We start from the raw sequence: 17,143 nt of genomic DNA, 5'->3' as shown, positions 1-17,143 counted from the left end.
ATTTCCATCATGGCAACCAAGACCGCAGAACTCGACAGCTCCACCAAGGTCGTTTCGCTCGCCTCGCTCAAGAGAGACCAGGTGCGCGAGGAAAAGGGCGATTGGATCGAATCCGACAGCATTCCCGGCGTTTCCTACAACGTCTCGTCGCTGAACAAGACTGCTTTCGTTAATGCGCGCGATCTCATGTATCAGCGCCTCAATAAGGTCTATCGCAGAAAGCCGATCCCGCAGGAGGTGTTGCGGGTCGAGCTTGGCAAGCTCTATCACATCCATATCCTGCACGATTGGAAAGGTCTTGACGTGCCCTACACGCCAGAGCTTGGCCTGACCGTGCTGACGGATGCCGGCTATCGCGCCGTGCTTGCCGATGTTGAAAGCGCCGCCGCGCGTGTCGCCGATATCGACATCGAGTTTGTTGAAGCCGCATTGGGAAACTGATCAAGGCTTTTCGTGCTCGCGAATTGCGGCAGGGAACGGCCGCGACCGACGCATGGGTTGCCGAGATCGCGGCTGAATATCCAGACGAGGAATGGATAGAAACCGCCCTCGACGAACCTGACGAAGAGGTCGAGCTTGAACCGTGGTTCGACCTCTATTTCCGAGCATGGGACAGCCTTCGTCATGATCGCTTTTTCGGTGCCTTTGGTGGCGAAAGCCCCATCTCCTACCAGGCACTCAGTCGATATGCTCGCGATCACGATATCGCGGGCGACAATCACGAAATCTTCGTGACCTTCATGTCGGCGATCGACGCCGAATATCTCTCCATTGCTGCGGAACGTCAGAAACAGCGGTCGCAACACCGCTGAGCGCTTCCGCAGCGCCTTCCCTGAAACGTGGATCATCCCATGGCCGTAGAGCTTCGCAGTCTCCGCATCTCTGCCGATTTCGATGCTGCCGCGTACGTGCGCGGTGCGCAGCAAAAGGTTGCTGCCGATAAAAGCATGGTCGAATCAAGCAATGAAGCGGCTGCGGCGGCAGTTCGCGTCTCGACCTCCAATGATGCCGTCAATATCAAGGTCTCGTCGACGGTCAGCGCTCTGGAGCGTTTAAGCCGTCAGTATGTCGATGGTTACGGCGCGGCGCAGAAGTTCAATTCTGAACTGCTGCGGCTTGCCAAGGCTTCCGATACGGGCACGGTTTCCGCCGAGCAGCTGCAGCGCGTTTACGCCGGTGTCTCGCAGCGCTTCGGGCTGACTGCAAATAGCGCCGACTTGGCCGCAAGAGGTTTCACCGGTCTCGCAACTGCCATCGATACCGTCAATGCGAGCCTGCGTGAGCAGCAGCAGGCGGCCGCCGCAGCCTCGCGTATCGCGGAACTGACTGCCAAGTTTGACCCGGCCTCAGCGTCGGCGGCTCGTCTGACTGCCGAACTCAGCGATTTGGCAGAGGCTGAGCGCCTTGGCGTGCAGGTCACCGGCGGCTATGAATCGGCGCTCGATCAGCTGATTAACAAGTTCGACGCCGGCTCTGCTGCAATCCGCCGCCAGAGCGAGGAATACGCCGCGCTCGCCAGAGCTGCCCGCCAGGCGGAAGCCGCCGATCGGACGCAAGGCAAGTACAATCAGGTTCTGAGCGTCCGCGATCCGCATGAGTTTAACGGTTCGGCGCGTCAGTCGGCTTCTGTTTTCAGCGAGCAGCTGGATTTGGCTGACGAGCAGGCGCGCGCCAATGCGGCCGCCATGCGGCTCGCTGAGCAGGAGGCGGAACGCTACGCCAAGGCTGCAAACGACTTGCGAGGCGAACTCGATCCCGTTTGGGCGGCGCAACAAAGGCTGAATGATGAGCTTGACCTTTATAATACGCTGGCCGCAAAGGGTCTGATCAGCGCCGAGCAGTTGGCGAAAGCGCAGGAACTTGCGCGGGTGCGCATGGCCGCAAACCAAAACCAGCCTGGCAGCCCGAAACCGGTCAATCACTATCAGGCCGTCAACGTCGCCTATCAGGCGCAGGACACCATCACGCAGGCCATCGGCGGCAGCAGTGCCGGGACGATCGCGTTCCAGCAAGGTCCGCAGCTAGCCATGGCTCTTTCCGAAGGCGGCGCAGGCGGCGCCGGTGCTCTGCGCACCTTGGGGGCTGGCCTCGCATCATTGCTCAGTGTGACCAACCTCGCATCTATCGCGTTCGTTGGGCTTGGTGCTATGGGCATTCAGGCTCTGATGAAAATCCGTGGCGAGACGAAGAGCCTCAGCGATGCTATGAAAGATCAAGAAGACGTGCTCAAGCGGATTGCTGCAGCTTTCGGTGATGTTGCCGAGCAAGCGGCTAAGGCGGGAACGGAGAATAGAAATTTCCTCTCGGCGCTGGCCTCAAAGAGCAGCTCTGCTCTTACCATCGCAGCGCAAACTGAAGCGAAGGAATATTTCGGAAACTCCAAGGTTGGTGCTGTCCAGATGGGCGGCCGTTTCGGCGACCGTGTTCGGGGATACCAGGCTAGAACCCCTGATTTCCAGGAGCCGCTTACAACGCTGCGCGAGGGCGTCAAGGATGGCAAGGCTGATTTTGACGCCTTCTATGATTCTATCGCCCGCAAGGTTCAGGTAAATCCCGGTCTTGCAAAGGCGGCGAACGATGTGATCGCCCTAAGTGACAATCTGAAAAAAGCCAATGACGAGCTGGAGCGCATGCGCAAAGTGCAGCTTGCGCTGCAGAGCGGCAATCAGCGCGGTTTCATCATCAATGGGCCAGGCCAAAACGCCTACAACGACTATCTTTCATCCGAATCCTCAAGCCTGACTTATGGTCAGATGCAGTTCGATGCGCGTGTCGCCTCGATCCGCGCTAAGTCGGACGCCCAGCGCATTGCCGCCGCGAGACAGAGTGCGGAAGCGCAAAGCGCTCCGGGCGAAACCGGGCCGGTGTATCAGCAGCGTGTCTCTCAGGCTGAAGCTCTCGCACAGGCGCAACTCGACCAGGACGCCGCCAATGCGCTGCAGCAGCGCAAGCGTAGTCTGAGTGAGCTTCTGGCATCACAGCAGCTCGACATCGATCTGATCGGCAAGTCAGCTGGGCAGGTGGCAGCGGCTCGCGAGGAATATCAGCGCATGGCAGCGCTACGCGAATATGCGGCGCAGAAGGGGATCGAGGGCGAGGCTAATATCCGACAGGCCTTTGCGTCTGAAATCGAGGATATTCGCAAGACGGCTGAGGAATATGGCAAGCTCGCCGAAGCCCGCGCCCGTGCGCAGCTCTCCGATAACGTCAAATTCCAGCAGGATCAATTGGACCGTTCGCCGCAGCAGCGGACGATCGCCGAGCAGTTGCGCGCCGCAGGCCTGCCAATCGACTTTTTGTCACCGCAGGCCAAGCAGATCGCGGATCTGGACACAGCGCAGCGCGAACGCGATATGAAAAGACAGCGCGGCTCTTATGACGCGCAGATCGCCACGATCAACGCCCGTACGCCTGATCAGCGTATTGCAGCCGCCCGCCAGACGGCGGAAGCGCAGGCCGGCGACAACGATTCGGACGAACAGAAGCTGCAGAAGGCCAATCAGGCCGAAAGCCTTGCTCGCGCGCAGGAAGCGCGCCAACTGGCCGATGCGCAGCGCGACCGCCTCTTGTCGCTTAATCAGTCGGTCACGGCGCAGCAACAGGAAATTGCCCTTATCGGCAAGACCACGGGCGAAGCGACCGCGCTTCGGACGGCTTACGAGCTGATTTCCCAGATCCGGATGGAGGCCGCGAAAAACGGCACGCAGGTCGACGAGAAGGAAATCGAGCTGATCAAGCAGAAGGCGCAGGAATTGGGCCGGCTGGCGGATCTCTACGCCAAGGCCAGCCTGCGCAACGATCTTGCCTTTGAGCGTGATCAGATTTTCAGGTCTGACAATGACCAGCAGATCGCATCCCGCCTGCGTTCGTCCGGTCTGCCTGTCGACATGAACTCGGCGGAAGCCAACGCCATTCGCGACAACATGAATATCCAGCAGCTGCGGGACGGCGTGAAGGGCTTTTTCACCGATTTCCGCGACGGGTTGCTGCAGGGCGACAGCCTCGGCAAGTCGCTTGGCAACGCTATCCTGAAGGCGCTGAGCAATGTCGCGACGAAGATCACGGATTCGCTGATCAACGACCTGACGAACTCGATCATTGGCACCGGTAAGCCCGGTGGAGGCGGCCTGCTCGGTTTGCTTGGTATCGGCGCGACGAAGTCGGCGGCCAATGACAATTTCGTAGCCAATACCACGCTCGGCGCCGTCATCGGCATGCCAGCCGCCGCCAATCAGAACCTTTCCGGCAATATGCAAGCCTATGGTGCCGCCATTCGCTCGATCGAGAGCGGCGGCAACTACTCTGCATTAGGACCGATCACGGCCAGCGGTGACCGTGCCTATGGTGCCTATCAGGTCATGGGCGCCAATATCCCGTCATGGACGAAGGGCGCGCTTGGGCAATCGCTGTCGCCATCGCAGTTCCTGTCCAGCCAGAGCGCTCAGGATGCTGTCTTCAGCAAGTATTTCGGAGCATCGCTTTCCAAGTATGGCAACCCGCAGGACGCTGCCAGCACTTGGTTCACCGGTAGGCCCTTGGCGCAAGGTGCTGGCGCGAGCGACATCCTCGGCACGACGGGATCGTCTTACGTCAACAAGTTCAATGCCTCGCTTGGCAAGCTCGATACGACGGTCACGTCAGCGACCGGTACAGTCGGAAACCTGAACTCGGCGACGGGCACGGCGGCTGATGGCCTGACGAACTTTGGCGGCGGCCTCAATCAGTTCGGTCAACAACTCTCTTCCAGCGTCACAGGGGCGTCTGGCGGTGGCGGCGGGATCGGCGGTTTCTTCTCCAATCTGTTCGGCTTCGGCGGAGGCGGTTTCAACATCGGCTCGAATGCGGTCAAGCCGACATCGGGTTTCGATCCCTTCGCCGCTTACGCCGGCTTCGATAGCGGGGGGTACACCGGCCCGGGCGGAAAATACGAACCCGCCGGAACGGTCCATCGTGGCGAAGTTGTCTGGAGCCAGGACGATATTGCGAGATGGGGCGGCGTCGACAACGTCGAGCGTATGCGCGTCGGCCGTCCTGAGTATCGCGGCATGCCACGCTATGGTTATGCGGACGGGGGCGTTGCTGGCAGGCCGCCACGCCGCTCGACGATCGGCGATGCCACCGAACGTCATCAGCTGCGCATGGAGCGCGCGGCTTCCATGGGTCTGGACGCCAACATCGGCGTCTCAGTCGACGAGGAAGGCAATCTCAAGGCCTACGTGAAAAGCGTGGCGAAACGCGAGGCCGACAATTCCAGCGCAAAGGCTGTGTCCGATTTCAACAGCAAGCATCTGCCCGGCCGGGTCCAGCAGATCAACAAGGAACCGAGGAAGCGCGGATGACCGTCACCTATCCGTATTCTCTCGCCGACTTTGCCGACCAGCTGCGCATTACCAGTGTCGTTTGGGATATCCAGCGCAATGACGAACTCTCGGGAACGGGCGACGGCCGCGTCTGGCAGGCGGAGCTTGCTGCTCCGCTCTGGATCGGTACGGTCAGCCTGATCACCATGGAAAATAGCGTGGCAAAGCAGATTGCCGCCAAGATCCGCAAGCTTCACGGCGCGCAGGAAGCCCTGTTCCTTTGCGATCCGCTGTCGAAATATCCGCAGTTCGACCCGGATGGCAGCATCATCGGAACGCGGGTCGTCACCGTCAATTCGGTGGCGGCCGATCTCGACGGCCTGAGCCTGAAAGGCCTGACGGCTGGCTATCAGCTGACAGCCGGCGACAAGTTGCAGATTGCCTATGGTGCGAACCCGACGCGATATGCCTTCCTTGAAGTGTCGGAAACCGTGACTGCGGATGGCACAGGGGTAACGCCGGTTTTCGGCGTCTTCCCCCACGTCTCGCCCGCCATCTCGGCCAATATGACCGTCACCCTCGTCAAGCCCGCCTGCAAGTGCATCATCATGCCCGGCAGCCATAATCCCGGCACGGCCACGAAGATGCACACCGATGGCGCCGGCTTCAAAGTGATCCAGAAGAAGTAAAGTGATGACCCCTAACGACTATTTCAGCGACGTGGCTCTGTCACAGTCTCGACCTTTGCGCCCGTCTCTTTTTCAAGTGTTTCCTTGTAGTTCTTCAGCATCTCCGCAATGCGCCGATAGACCAGCTCTGCGCCTGGTTGAGCCTTTGCATTCCGCTTCGCCAGATCCTCATGATGTCCGACCAAGTCGCCAAGGATCAGTGCTCCTTCGCCTGGTGAAATCTTCTTCAGATTAATCAGCCGAAATATCAATCGCCCCGTCATGTCGGTTGACGCGGTTGCCACTGCATTCATCTGCTCGGCGATCTGCCGCATATGTTGATCGTCCATAGTCCCCTCTCTTCGTAGGCGCCGGCAATTGATCACGATTGCAATCAAGAGTCGAGCGCAACTAACGCTACTTCCGTCGACATGGAGACCGTCATCATGAAGAATCCGGACCCGAACTTTCTCGGCGCCCTGCAGGGCGCGCGCGACAACGGCCTGTCGATCCGCAGCCTGGTCTATTTCTCGGTCAAGAAATTCGACGGCACACCGGTCGAACTCGGCGTCTGGACCGGCGACGAGGATATTTCCATTGCAGTCATGTCAGGCATTACCGGGCAGATGGTGACCCGCAACTATTACGGCTTCGGCCTGATCGAGGATATCGATCCCATTCCGCGCGTCTCGGATCTGACCATTCAGACGGTGACAATCTCGCTCAGTCAAATCGCCGGCGTCACGCAGCAGCTGGCACGCGGTTACGATATCCGGCTCGGCAAGGTCGAGATCCATCGCGCCATTCTCGATCGAAAGAGCCGGCGACCGGTCTCTGCGCCAGAACTGGATTTCCTGGGTGAGATCGATGGATCGCCGATCGACACGCCGCAAGTCGGTGAAGAAGGCAGCATCCAGATCAGGGCGGTGTCCGACGCGATCTCGATGCTTGAGCGCAAAAACCCGCTGAAGTCCTCCTATGAGGGGCAGAAGCGGCGCAGCGGTGACGAGATGGGCAAATACGCCAGCACGGTTGCCACATGGGATATTCCATGGGGCCAGAAAAAGACGAAAAACTCATGATCGAATTGAAGCGTCTCCCTGACTGGCGTGCCCGCATGACGGCCGCCATCGATATCGTCAAGTATCGGCCGTTCGATTGGCGGCAGTGCGATTGTGTCTCTGGCCTTGCAGCACCTCTGATCGCTGCGATCACCGGCGTCGATCTCTTTGCCGAGCAGGGCGATAAGTACGCCGATGCGGATAGCGGCTACCAGCTGATGAAACAGCTCGGCTTTGCGGATCTGGCAGACCTCGCCGGCAGCTTCCTGCCGGAATATGAGCACCCGTCGCGCGCCTCGACGGGCGACATTGCGGCTATCGCCGTTTCCACCCGCTTCCGGCATGCGCTCGGCGTCATCAGCGGCGACCGCATCTTCGTTCTTTCCGAGACCGGCTTCGGCACGGTCGACCTGCTGACAGCCGCACGAGCCTTCAAGGTCGGATAATCCATGAAACTCTTCATTCTGGCGCTTAACGTCATCGGCTTCTGGCTGATGGCGGACCCGGCGCATGCCGATCCCCTCACAACCCTGATCGCGACAGCGATCGCCAAGGGCGGCATCAGTGCGTTCCTCGTCAAGTTCGTCCTCGGCGCGGTACTGACCTTTGCTACGTCGCTGCTGCAGAAGGCTTTGGCGAAAAAGCCAAAGCAGGATGCGGTCGGCGTCAACGTCCAGATCCAGATGGGCGACGATGTGTCAGCCACGGTTTTGATCGGCACTTATGCCACGGCGGGCCGACGCAAGTATTCTGGCACTTGGGGCGAGCCACGCCAGACACCGAATTCCTTCCTCGTCGATGTGATCGAGCTGAGCAATATGCCGAGCAATGCCGGGCCGCTCGGGCTGACCAGCGTCTGGATCGACGACAAGAAATGCGGCGTGCGCTGGGATCAGCCGCATCCGGACGGTCGCGGCTATCCCGTCGTCGAGTATCGGGGCACGGATGGCGACGATCACCTTTGGATCAAATATCTCGACGGATCGCAGACGGCGGCTGATCCCTATCTGCTGACGAAATTCGGTGCGGACCCGGATCGGCCGTACTTGCCGACCATGATCGGCCGTGGCTGCCAGATGGTTATCCTGACGGCGCTCTATAACACCGATTATTTCTCGGGCATTCCGCAGGGTGTCTATGAGACGCATCCCATGCCGCTCTACGATATCCGCAAGGATTCGGCGAATGGCGGCTTTGGCTCGCATCGCTGGGGCGATGCGTCGACCTATGAGCCGTCCGACAACAATGCCGTGATGATCTACAATATCATGCGTGGCATCTATTACGGCGACCAATGGATGTGCGGCGGCCAGAACCTTGCTGCCCACCGCCTGCCGGCATCGAACTGGATCGCTGCCGCCAACGAATGCGACCGTGCGATTGATCTGGCTGAAGGTGGAACGGAAAAGCAGTTCCGCGGTGGATACGAAATCGCCATTGCCGACGTGGAACCGCTCGATGTCATCGACGACATCCGCGATGGTTGCGCCGGCCGCATCGCCGAAGTCGGCGGCATCTTCAAGATCCTTGTCGGCGGCCTGCCTGCGGCGGTTTACAGCTTTTCGGATGGCGATGTGCTTGTCACCAAGGGCCAGAGCTACGACCCGTTTCCGACGCTGAGCGCCACCTATAACGCCATTGAGGCGACCTATCCGGAGCCGGAAGAAAAATGGGTGATGAAGGATGCGCCGGGTCTCTACAATGCCGACTTCGAAGCTGCTGACGGCAATCGTCGTCTGCCGATCGGCCTGAAGTTCCCCTCGACGCCGTTTTCGACACAGGTTCAGCGCCTGCAGCGCGCCTTCATTCAGGAAGAACGGCGCTTTCGCACGCATCAGTTCTACCTGCCACCGGAGGCGTGGAACCTTGAGCCGAACGATGTCGTGTCCTGGTCGTCGCAGCGCAACGGCTACGACAATAAGAAATTCCTCATCGTCAACATTGATGGCGAGATGGATGCCAATCAGCTCGTCACGCTGAAGGAAATCGACCCCTCCGATTATGATTGGAACGTCAATTTCCAGCTGCCGACGACGATCGGATGGACTGGCGCGATCTCGGCGCCACCGCAGCCCATGTGGGGCTGGACGGTCGATCCGGCGACGATTGTCGATGCCAACGGCATTCCGCGCCGGCCGGCGATCAAGGTCAGCTGCGCGCCGGATCTCGACGACGTGCTGCAGGTTCAGGTGACGGTTCGGTTGAAGTCTTCCGGCGACATCGTCTTTGATAGCGATGCCACGCCCTATGCAGATCCGTTCAGCTGGATCATGTCGGGCAACTGGTGCCTTCCGGCGACGGATTACCAGGTGCGCGGCCGTCTTATTCCCTACACGACCCGCACTACGCTGTTTTCTGACTGGATCGACGTTACAACGCCGGACACGCGCCTGTCCTTCGTCGACCTTGCGGCTGATATCCTCTCACAGCTGCAGACGCTGCAGCAGTGGATCAATGATGATCTGCCCGACCAGATCCTTGATAACGCGCAAGCGATCCTCGACGAGGCGCAGACTCGAGCCAATGCTATCGCGGCGGAACAATCCGAGCGAGTTGCCGGCGCACTGGAGGCGGCCGGTCGCTATCGCAATCTGGTCAGCGAAATTGCCGCGATCCGCGACTATGCTGCAGATCTGGCGAATGAGCAGTACACGCAGAAAGAACAGCTGCGGCAGACGCTGAATGCACGCATCGGCGATGTGGTCGCCAGCTTCACCGATCAAATCACTGTCGCGGTCTCCGCCAATTCGGCGCTGGCTCTGCGTGTCACTTCGCTTGAGGCGGATACCGGCAGCATCCATTCGCAGATTACGCAGGTCGACCAGGCGCGCGCCGATGGAGACCAGGCGCTTGCCGATCGCATGTCGTTGCTCTCTGCCGGCACGGATAATCAATTCGATCCGGCAGCTGGCTCGCTCTGGACGTTTGATTCGACTGTGCTCGGCTGGACCGGCAACGGCAATCCGACCGTCGCCAACGGCTTCCTGCGTCCTGCCAATCAGGCAGCCGACCCTTACGTGCTATCACCCACTGGCCTCGCGATCTCCGCCAACGCCTACCGTCAGGTCCGCGCCCGTATCCGTCGAACCGGCGCGCCGGCATGGGAGGGGATCGTCTGGTGGAAGTCAGCAAGCGATGCCAGTTTTGACGTCTCGCGCCAGCTCGTCCACGAAGCACCGGCTTTCGACCTCGACGGCGTTGCGCTGATCACCTTCAACATGACGTGGTCGGGCACGATCGACCAGATCCGCATTGATCTGTCCTCTACTCAGACGGCGACGGACTATTTCGAATTCGACTGGGTTGCCATTGGCGCGCCGTCGCCGGGCGCCTCTCGTGCCGAGCTGGCCTCTGAACAGCAGGCGCGTGCCTCGGGTGATAGTGCCAATGCTCAGTCCATCACGCAGCTGCAGGCGCAGCTGGCGACGACAAGCGGGACCGTTCAGGCCAACTCGACGGCTCTCGGCACCTTGCAGGGCACGGTCACCTCGCTCGGCAATACCGTTGCTGCGCAGGGACAATCGCTCACGTCACTGTCTCAGACGGTCGACGGCAAGGCCAGCATCGATAGCGTCAACCAGCTTGCGAACGATGTCGAAGCCTTGGGCGGTGGCGTTGGCATTACCAGCGTTGGTCAGGCCGTCACAGCAATCCGCAACAGCCTACTTCCGCAGTCCATGGAAGGCGTCGAGCAGGATTTTGCCAACTTCCTTGACAAGATGAATGGACAGGCGGCGCTGTCCCTGGTCTCGCAGACCCTCACCTCGCAGATCACGCTGACGCAAACGAGCCTCGACATTCTATCGCAGGCCGTGACGCAGGTGCAGGCCACCCTACCGGGGCTGGCGACATCAACCGCGCTGAATTCGCTGACCAGCCGCGTGACGGCGAACGAAAACGCAATCACGGTCACCAGCCAGGCCGTCACGGCGCTGCAGGCGGCTTTGCCGGGCAAGGCCGATGCAACGGCCCTGCAGTCGCTATCGCAGACGGTCAGCCAGCAAGGGAACGCGATCACCTCGCAGGGCAATGCCATCACGAGCCTGCAGAACTCGGTCGGCGGCAAAGCGGACGCGGCAGCCCTGACCAGCCTGCAGACGACGGTCAACCAGCAGGGCGACCAGATCACCGCCGCCGCTGCGGCGCTGACGGAGGTTAGCGCTTCGGTCGGCGAAGTCTCGGCCGATGCCAAGTTCAAAATGGAAGTGGTCAATGGGCCTGCCGGCTATACCCGCATCGGTGCGCAGGCTCGCTACGACAGCGGCTCCGGCTATAAGTCGGCCGGCTGGTATATTCAGGTTCCGAGCGATCCAAACGCGCCAGCCGGCTTCTATGTGACGGCGAGCCAATTCGGTTTCATCGACAACGGAGCGGTGCCCTTCGCCGTCAGCGGCGGCATCACCTACCTGGTCAATGCCAATATCCAGTATGCCAATATCGGCACGCTGCAGGTCGGTACGTCAAACATTGCCGGTGGCGCCTGCACCGCCATGGGCATCGGACGGGTAGCTGGCACGCAGAGCGTCGGGCCGAATTCTATCCTCAATCTGGTGAGCTGCACCGTCGACGTTCAGGGCGACGGCCGTGTGGCAATCGACGCCATGTCCATTGCGCAGATGAATCAGAACGGCAACAGCGCAAATGCTCAGGCTGTAGGCGTCAACATCTTCCGCGACGGCGCGCTGATCTTTCAGCAGGTCTATTATCTGCCGAACGTCAAGACGGTCGTATCAACGACGGGCGGTAGCGGCGGATCGACAACACAAACCGCATGGACGGCAGGCCACATAGCACTCTCGGGTCTCTATGACGCGCCGGGCGCTGGCAGCCACACCTACACCATTCAGGTGAACAACCCCGGCAATACGATCGGCTGGAACGAAAGCAACATCACGGCCACGGCCTACAAGAGGTAAAGACATGGCAGACGATGCGTTGCCAGAGCAAGAACCCGTAACCTTTGATCCGATCGTGAATTGCATCGTCTTCGATGCCAGTGGTCGCATCAGGCAGAGCGGTGCATGCGCCCGAAGCTTGCTTGATGTGCATGCTGCGTATTTCGGCGACGGCTTCACCGCCATGGAGGTACCGGAAGGGCAGTTTGACCGCGACATCGACGCGGACGCCTACGTGCTCGATGGCGTGATCACACCGAAGGGCACCGTTCTTTCGGCGAGAGAGATCACGATAGAAGCCGATGGCGTTTCGTCCGTCATGTTCCCGGTCCCGGCCGGGTCGACGGTCATGCATGACGGCGAGACGATCGAGATCGACGACGGCGAGTTCGAGTTTTCATCCGATGATGTCGGCTCTTTCGACTTCTTCTTTGCCGTGCCGCCCGCCTTTAAGGATTTCAGGGTGACGATCCATGCGGTTTGATCGTCGCGCCGATATCGGGCAGCTCAAGGCGGATCTGCAGAAGGGGATCGATGCGCAGGCCGGTGCGCTACGGTCTCGCTTCATTACCGTCGCAGCCGGCCAGGACATGGTCTATTGGGCCAAACAGCAGGAGGCGCTGCTGATCGCTGCCGATCCGCAGCAGGGCGCGAATGTGCCTGATGCCGAGACGCCGCACATTTCGCTGGAGGCGGCGGCCGATGGTGTTAGTCGCTTCGAAAAGGCCGCCGAGATCCTGACCATCTACCAGCTTTGGGCGACGGTCTCCCCTCTCATTGAAGGACGCCGGCTTTCAGCGAAAGCGGCCGTCGCCAACGCAACCACACCCCGCGCCGCACGTGCCGCCGCCGTTGTCGACTGGCGGGACATAGACGCTTACGCGCAATCACAGGAGCAATAAGATGGCGCTTCCTACCACCTACAATTCCGGCACGGCCACGATCGCCGCCAATGATACGGCCGTCACCGGGCAGAACACGACCTGGGCCACCTCTGGCATTCAGGCCGGCGATGTGTTCATGGCGGCCGGTCTGAGTGTGCCGATCCTGTCCGTCAACAGCAACACCTCGATCACGCTTGCCGATCCCTGGCCTGGCGCGGCACGCAATACTGCAAGCTACCGCATAGCCTTCACTCCGGATGCGCAGCGCGTCCTTGCCTCGACGCGTGCCGTGCTCGATGCCCTGACGAACGGCGTTCTCTATGCCATCGCAGGCCTTGCGACGGCGGCCGACAAGATCGCCTATTTCACCGGTCAGGGCACGGCGGCACTCACGAGCTTTACAGCATTTGCAAGAACGTTGGTCGGGGCGGTCGATGCGCCATCTGCGCGCACAGTCTTGCAACTCGGGTCGGCCGCCCTCTTGAACACCGGCACGGCGGGAGCGGTAGTTGGACGATTGGACACAGGTAATACCTGGTCAGCGAATCAGACAATAGCCACTACCTTTGACGCGATCCTCGCGCTCTCACCAAACATCGCGTCGTCGGCGGTCATCCGCACCTTGAAGGGCGGAAACCTGCGATGGCAAATGCTCATGGGCAACAACAACACAGAATCCGGTTCCAATTCTGGTTCAAATTTTTCCCTCGATCGGTTCGATGATGCCGGGGGCTATCTAGGCTCCGCGATCAATATCAATCGCTCCACCGGCCTGGTTACGCTGGGGACACCGTTGGGCATTTCCTCTGGTGGCTTGGGAGCAAACACAGCAGCGGGCGGCCGCACGAGCCTTGGGCTTGGCTCTGCAGCCCTCGAAAACATCGGCATTAGCGGCAATGCCATCGGCAAGCTCAATGCACAAAACGTCTGGTCTGGCCTTCAAGTTTTTGATGCCGGCGGTGGCAATACGGGCTTGAGCTTCAACGCTCCGGCTACTGGCGCTGTCGGCACTGTCTTGCAGTCGTATAAGGGCGGAAGTGTTGCGGCTGGTTTGCGCTGGCAGTTTTGGTTTGGCGACTTCAACCAAGAGACGGGATCGAACGCAGGTACGGATATCAACATCACTCGTTTTAGTGATAACGGGACATTTATTGACCGGCCGCTAATAATTACGCGCTCCAGTGGCGTCGTCGCTTTCGGGAGCGCACCTAAACTACCTTCCTTCACCGTGTCCACATTGCCATCTGCGGCCGCCAATCCGCAGGGCATGGTCTATGTTTCCAACGGAACCGCCAACAAGCGCCAGGCAATCTCGGACGGCACCAACTGGCGCTTTCCGGACGGCGCTATCGTCTCCTGACCCTCCCACAAAAGGACTTCTGCTATGCCTGATATTCAGGATCAAACCTTTCCCTATGAACTGCTCGTGCGCTTCGGGACGGATGGCACGCCGACCGGCGCGCATGTCCAATACCTGCGCCGCATCACGCTCGATGGCGAAATCATCAAGGATGATGTGCTGCCGGCGCAGCCAATCGACCTCGCCGGCTTTCCGACCAGCCCCATCATGGAGGATGCATGCCGCGATGCGCTCGCCAAGGTCGCTTCGCAGACGGCGCAGATCACGGCTCTGGCCGGTCAGCTCGACTCAGCCAATGCCGACCTCGCGAAGGCGCATAGCGATCTCGCAACGGTGACCGGCGACGTTGACCAACTGCGCACGGAACTGACGAATGTGCAGGCTGCAGCTGGCGCGAACGAAACCGCCCTTCAGGGGCAGATTTTCACGCTGAACGACCAGCTTGCCGCTGCCGATGCCACCATTAAGCAGCTGCAGGCGACGATCGCCGGCATGCAACCGGCTGGCTAATAGGCCGCGCCAAAACTCCCTTCATTCAGGATCATCACAATGGATCACGCGAAATTCTTCGCGGCGGTGCGCCTGTCGCTGTTCGGCGGACGCCTGTCGACTAACCAGGTCAACGGCATGGAAGCCATTCTTGTCGAGTGGCAGGACACGCCTTTCGATCAGCGCTGGCTTGCCTACATGCTGGCGACGGCGTTTCACGAAGCGGACAACACCATGTGCGCCGTCTCGGAAAACCTCAACTATTCGGCGGCCGGCCTATGCGCCACCTTCCCGAAATACTTCAACGCCTCGCAGGCGGCCGCCTATGCCCGTCAGCCGCAACGCATCGCGAATCATGCCTATGCGAACCGCATGGGCAACGGCACTGAAGCGAGTGGCGACGGTTGGCGCTATCGAGGGCGCGGCCTGGTGCAGATCACTGGCCGCGATAACTACGCGAAATACGGCATTGCCGACTATCCTGATAAAGCGCTCGATCCCATCAAGGCCGTCGAGATTTTGTTCGACGGCATGATCAACGGCCGCTTCACCGGCAAGAAGCTTGCGGATTATTTCAGCGCCACCGCGACCGATTGGGTCGGTGCCCGCAAGATCATCAACGGCACCGATCGGGCGATCGACATCGCCGGCTATGCCAAGAAGTTCCTCGCGGCGCTTGAAGCGGCGCGATGATGCCTGCCGCCTGACAGCGGTTCTTTTCTCCCTCCCTGACATCGAAGGATCTTCATCATGCGCGCATTGCTCTTCGCAATGGCGGCCGGCATCGCTTTATCCGGCTGCGTAACCACCGAACAGGTCGACAAGACGAACTCGAAAATCGAGAGCGGCCTTAACGATGCCTGCCCGAAGCTTGAGGCGGCACACAACGCCTTCCTGCTCTCCAGCATCTTCATTCACTATTCGCAGAAGGTCGTCGACACCGAGCGCCAGGCCTATGCCGGCGTTCATTCCATCTGCGCCGACCCCGCTTCCGTCACCCTGCAGTCGTCCGTCTCGAAAGTCCTGCAGGCGATCGAAGATATCAAGGCCGCCAAGTCTGGCGGCTGATCCTCCCTCAACCCTCTGTCCAAATCAGGAGCATTCCCATGTTCAACACGAACCTGGTGCATAACATCATCAACCTGCTCGGCCTCATCCTCGGCGTGCTGCTGACGGTCGACTGGACTGGCCTTGGCCTGTCCGACACGACGGCGGCCAAGGTCGCGGCCGGCGTGCTGCTTCTCAGCAACCTTATCAAGGTGACGATGAACCTCACGCGTGATGGCGCCACCGGCATCTTAAAGCCGCAGCCGCCTGTCGCCGCCAACGACTCCAAGCCCGCAGCGGAAACGCGAGCAGCCGCGTAAGGCGGGACAGTTGCATGCGCTTCCCGGCCTCGAGCCGGGGAGCGTCTTCCTTATCCACATTCGGGCATTCGAGGGGCAGAATGGCTATCAATGATTTCATGGATGCTCTTGGCATCAAGGTCGGCGTTGCGGTTGCAGGGCTTATGGGTGGCGTCCTGCGCGGGCTTTCTCGTCGACGCTATACCGCACGCGAGATATTCGCCTCGCCCATCTGCGGCGCGATCGCGGCCGCCTATCTGACGGAGCCGGTGCTCTATTATCTCCGGTCGCTTAACTGGCCGCTTCCAAATCCCGATATTGCCGCGATGAACGCGACGGCCTTCGTGGTCGGCGTCTGCGCCATGTGGATCGCGGATATTATCTTCGAAGTTGTTGTGCGTTGGGCGCGAGGCGGACGGTCGGCCTCTTAGAGGCTGGCCTAACGGTCCACCGGCACATGCTCAAGGAGCGTGGTGTCGAGCGTCATCTGACGGGCATTCATGTTGGCATCAAACCTGAGCAGTTCGGCGAGCTCCGTATCATCCGTCTGCAGGTGAAGCTTGATCACCAGCATCGACGGAGATCGCATGCCTTTGGTCCGGACGATTTCGCCGAAGCGAATTGTTTCACTCATCGATCTGACTGCGCCCTTCTGCTCGCTCGTCGTTCCTCGACCCATTCTCTATCGGGAAAATGGTCCCAGCACCAAAAGCTGTTTTGACCTTTTACCGGCTCATAGCCGAGCATTCCCCACACCTTGCATCCCGGCTCTTCGCAATAGTGCTCGAAAAGTATCGTCGCTGCCGGCCGTGTAGTCGTCCTGGCTTCGTCGCCCATGTCAGTTCAAGCCGTTCTTCGGCTGCGTTTCTAATGAGCGCTTCATCGAATCCGCAAATTGCTCGAGCGTTTTTATCGCATAGGCGAAACGCTGTGCATCAGGGGTTCCGACTGCCCGCACTCCGTTATCCCGAATATCAGCCGCGACGCTGCCCAGCAGCCTGTTGACGAAATCATACGTGTTGCCTGTGGCCGAGCCGACGCTGCCCAGCAGATGGGCTATGAGCATATCCTGCATCACGCACCGCCCATCGAGTTCATCGACGAGCTTTTCCAACTTCTTGACGCGATCCTCGATCATTT

Annotated in this window: 18 protein-coding genes; 15 read left to right on the top strand and 3 right to left on the bottom strand. The window is 60.0% G+C overall.

Annotation, left to right across the window (positions count from 1 at the left end):
* Positions 1-9: 9 nt before the first annotated feature.
* The 4 genes from FHT28_RS03990 to FHT28_RS03975 are packed head-to-tail and all read left to right on the top strand — an operon-like array spanning position 10 to position 5,989.
* Positions 10-441, top strand: coding sequence for a hypothetical protein (locus FHT28_RS03990; protein WP_168595655.1), 432 nt, complete (start codon positions 10-12; stop codon positions 439-441).
* 23 nt (positions 442-464) lie between these two features.
* The gene (locus FHT28_RS03985; protein WP_168595654.1) at positions 465-812 is read left to right on the top strand and encodes a hypothetical protein; all 348 of its coding nucleotides are present in this window, start codon (positions 465-467) and stop codon (positions 810-812) included.
* 39 nt (positions 813-851) lie between these two features.
* The gene (locus FHT28_RS03980; protein WP_168595608.1) at positions 852-5,339 is read left to right on the top strand and encodes a hypothetical protein; all 4,488 of its coding nucleotides are present in this window, start codon (positions 852-854) and stop codon (positions 5,337-5,339) included.
* The gene (locus tag FHT28_RS03975; RefSeq protein WP_168595653.1) at positions 5,336-5,989 is read left to right on the top strand and encodes a hypothetical protein; all 654 of its coding nucleotides are present in this window, start codon (positions 5,336-5,338) and stop codon (positions 5,987-5,989) included. Before FHT28_RS03980 ends, FHT28_RS03975 begins: the two co-directional genes overlap by 4 nt.
* 23 nt (positions 5,990-6,012) lie before the next feature.
* Here the strand turns inward: FHT28_RS03975 and FHT28_RS03970 are convergent, their stop codons facing one another.
* Entirely contained in the window at positions 6,013-6,303 is a 291-nt protein-coding gene (locus tag FHT28_RS03970; protein WP_168595652.1) for a hypothetical protein, read from the bottom strand.
* A gap of 111 nt (positions 6,304-6,414) precedes the next feature.
* On the opposite strand from FHT28_RS03970, the gene FHT28_RS03965 reads away from it, so the two are divergent.
* The 11 genes from FHT28_RS03965 (at position 6,415) to FHT28_RS03915 (ending at position 16,434) form a co-directional block, all read left to right on the top strand.
* On the top strand, positions 6,415-7,050 hold the full coding sequence (locus FHT28_RS03965; RefSeq protein WP_168595651.1) for a hypothetical protein: 636 nt from the start codon (positions 6,415-6,417) through the stop codon (positions 7,048-7,050).
* Positions 7,047-7,475 (top strand): hypothetical protein, encoded by a 429-nt coding sequence (locus FHT28_RS03960; protein WP_210255674.1) that lies wholly within the window; start codon positions 7,047-7,049, stop codon positions 7,473-7,475. The genes FHT28_RS03965 and FHT28_RS03960 overlap by 4 nt, the downstream gene beginning before the upstream one ends.
* Before the next feature lie 3 nt (positions 7,476-7,478).
* Complete coding sequence (locus tag FHT28_RS03955; protein WP_168595649.1) at positions 7,479-11,945, top strand: phage tail protein; 4,467 nt, start codon at positions 7,479-7,481, stop codon at positions 11,943-11,945.
* Positions 11,946-11,949: 4 nt separating this feature from the next.
* Positions 11,950-12,408, top strand: a complete 459-nt coding sequence (locus tag FHT28_RS03950) for a hypothetical protein (protein WP_168595648.1) — start codon at positions 11,950-11,952, stop codon at positions 12,406-12,408.
* Complete coding sequence (locus tag FHT28_RS03945; RefSeq protein ID WP_168595647.1) at positions 12,398-12,826, top strand: hypothetical protein; 429 nt, start codon at positions 12,398-12,400, stop codon at positions 12,824-12,826. Before FHT28_RS03950 ends, FHT28_RS03945 begins: the two co-directional genes overlap by 11 nt.
* A 118-nt stretch (positions 12,827-12,944) precedes the next feature.
* The gene (locus FHT28_RS03940; protein ID WP_168595646.1) at positions 12,945-14,168 is read left to right on the top strand and encodes a hypothetical protein; all 1,224 of its coding nucleotides are present in this window, start codon (positions 12,945-12,947) and stop codon (positions 14,166-14,168) included.
* Positions 14,169-14,192: 24 nt separating this feature from the next.
* Complete coding sequence (locus FHT28_RS03935) at positions 14,193-14,678, top strand: hypothetical protein (RefSeq protein ID WP_168595645.1); 486 nt, start codon at positions 14,193-14,195, stop codon at positions 14,676-14,678.
* 39 nt (positions 14,679-14,717) lie between these two features.
* Positions 14,718-15,350, top strand: coding sequence for a hypothetical protein (locus FHT28_RS03930; RefSeq protein WP_168595644.1), 633 nt, complete (start codon positions 14,718-14,720; stop codon positions 15,348-15,350).
* Positions 15,351-15,407: 57 nt separating this feature from the next.
* Positions 15,408-15,725 carry a hypothetical protein gene (locus tag FHT28_RS03925; protein WP_168595643.1) on the top strand — a complete coding sequence of 106 codons (318 nt, stop codon included), beginning with the start codon at positions 15,408-15,410 and terminating at the stop codon, positions 15,723-15,725.
* A 38-nt stretch (positions 15,726-15,763) separates the two neighbouring features.
* Positions 15,764-16,024: a hypothetical protein gene (locus FHT28_RS03920; protein ID WP_168595642.1), complete on the top strand. Its 261-nt coding sequence runs from the start codon at positions 15,764-15,766 to the stop codon at positions 16,022-16,024.
* 80 nt (positions 16,025-16,104) lie between these two features.
* Positions 16,105-16,434, top strand: coding sequence for a hypothetical protein (locus FHT28_RS03915; protein WP_168595641.1), 330 nt, complete (start codon positions 16,105-16,107; stop codon positions 16,432-16,434).
* A gap of 8 nt (positions 16,435-16,442) precedes the next feature.
* On the opposite strand, the gene FHT28_RS03910 is transcribed toward FHT28_RS03915, so the two are convergent.
* Together FHT28_RS03910 and FHT28_RS03905 are read right to left on the bottom strand one after the other, a co-directional pair.
* Positions 16,443-16,637 (bottom strand): hypothetical protein, encoded by a 195-nt coding sequence (locus FHT28_RS03910; protein WP_168595640.1) that lies wholly within the window; start codon positions 16,635-16,637, stop codon positions 16,443-16,445.
* Between the two features lie 204 nt (positions 16,638-16,841).
* Positions 16,842-17,141 (bottom strand): hypothetical protein, encoded by a 300-nt coding sequence (locus FHT28_RS03905; RefSeq protein ID WP_168595639.1) that lies wholly within the window; start codon positions 17,139-17,141, stop codon positions 16,842-16,844.
* Positions 17,142-17,143 lie beyond the last annotated feature (2 nt).

Origin of the sequence: Rhizobium sp. SG570 (assembly GCF_012275345.1) — a bacterium.
In the GTDB taxonomy this organism is placed as follows: domain Bacteria; phylum Pseudomonadota; class Alphaproteobacteria; order Rhizobiales; family Rhizobiaceae; genus Rhizobium; species Rhizobium lusitanum.
This window is presented reverse-complemented; position numbering and strand designations above follow the sequence as displayed.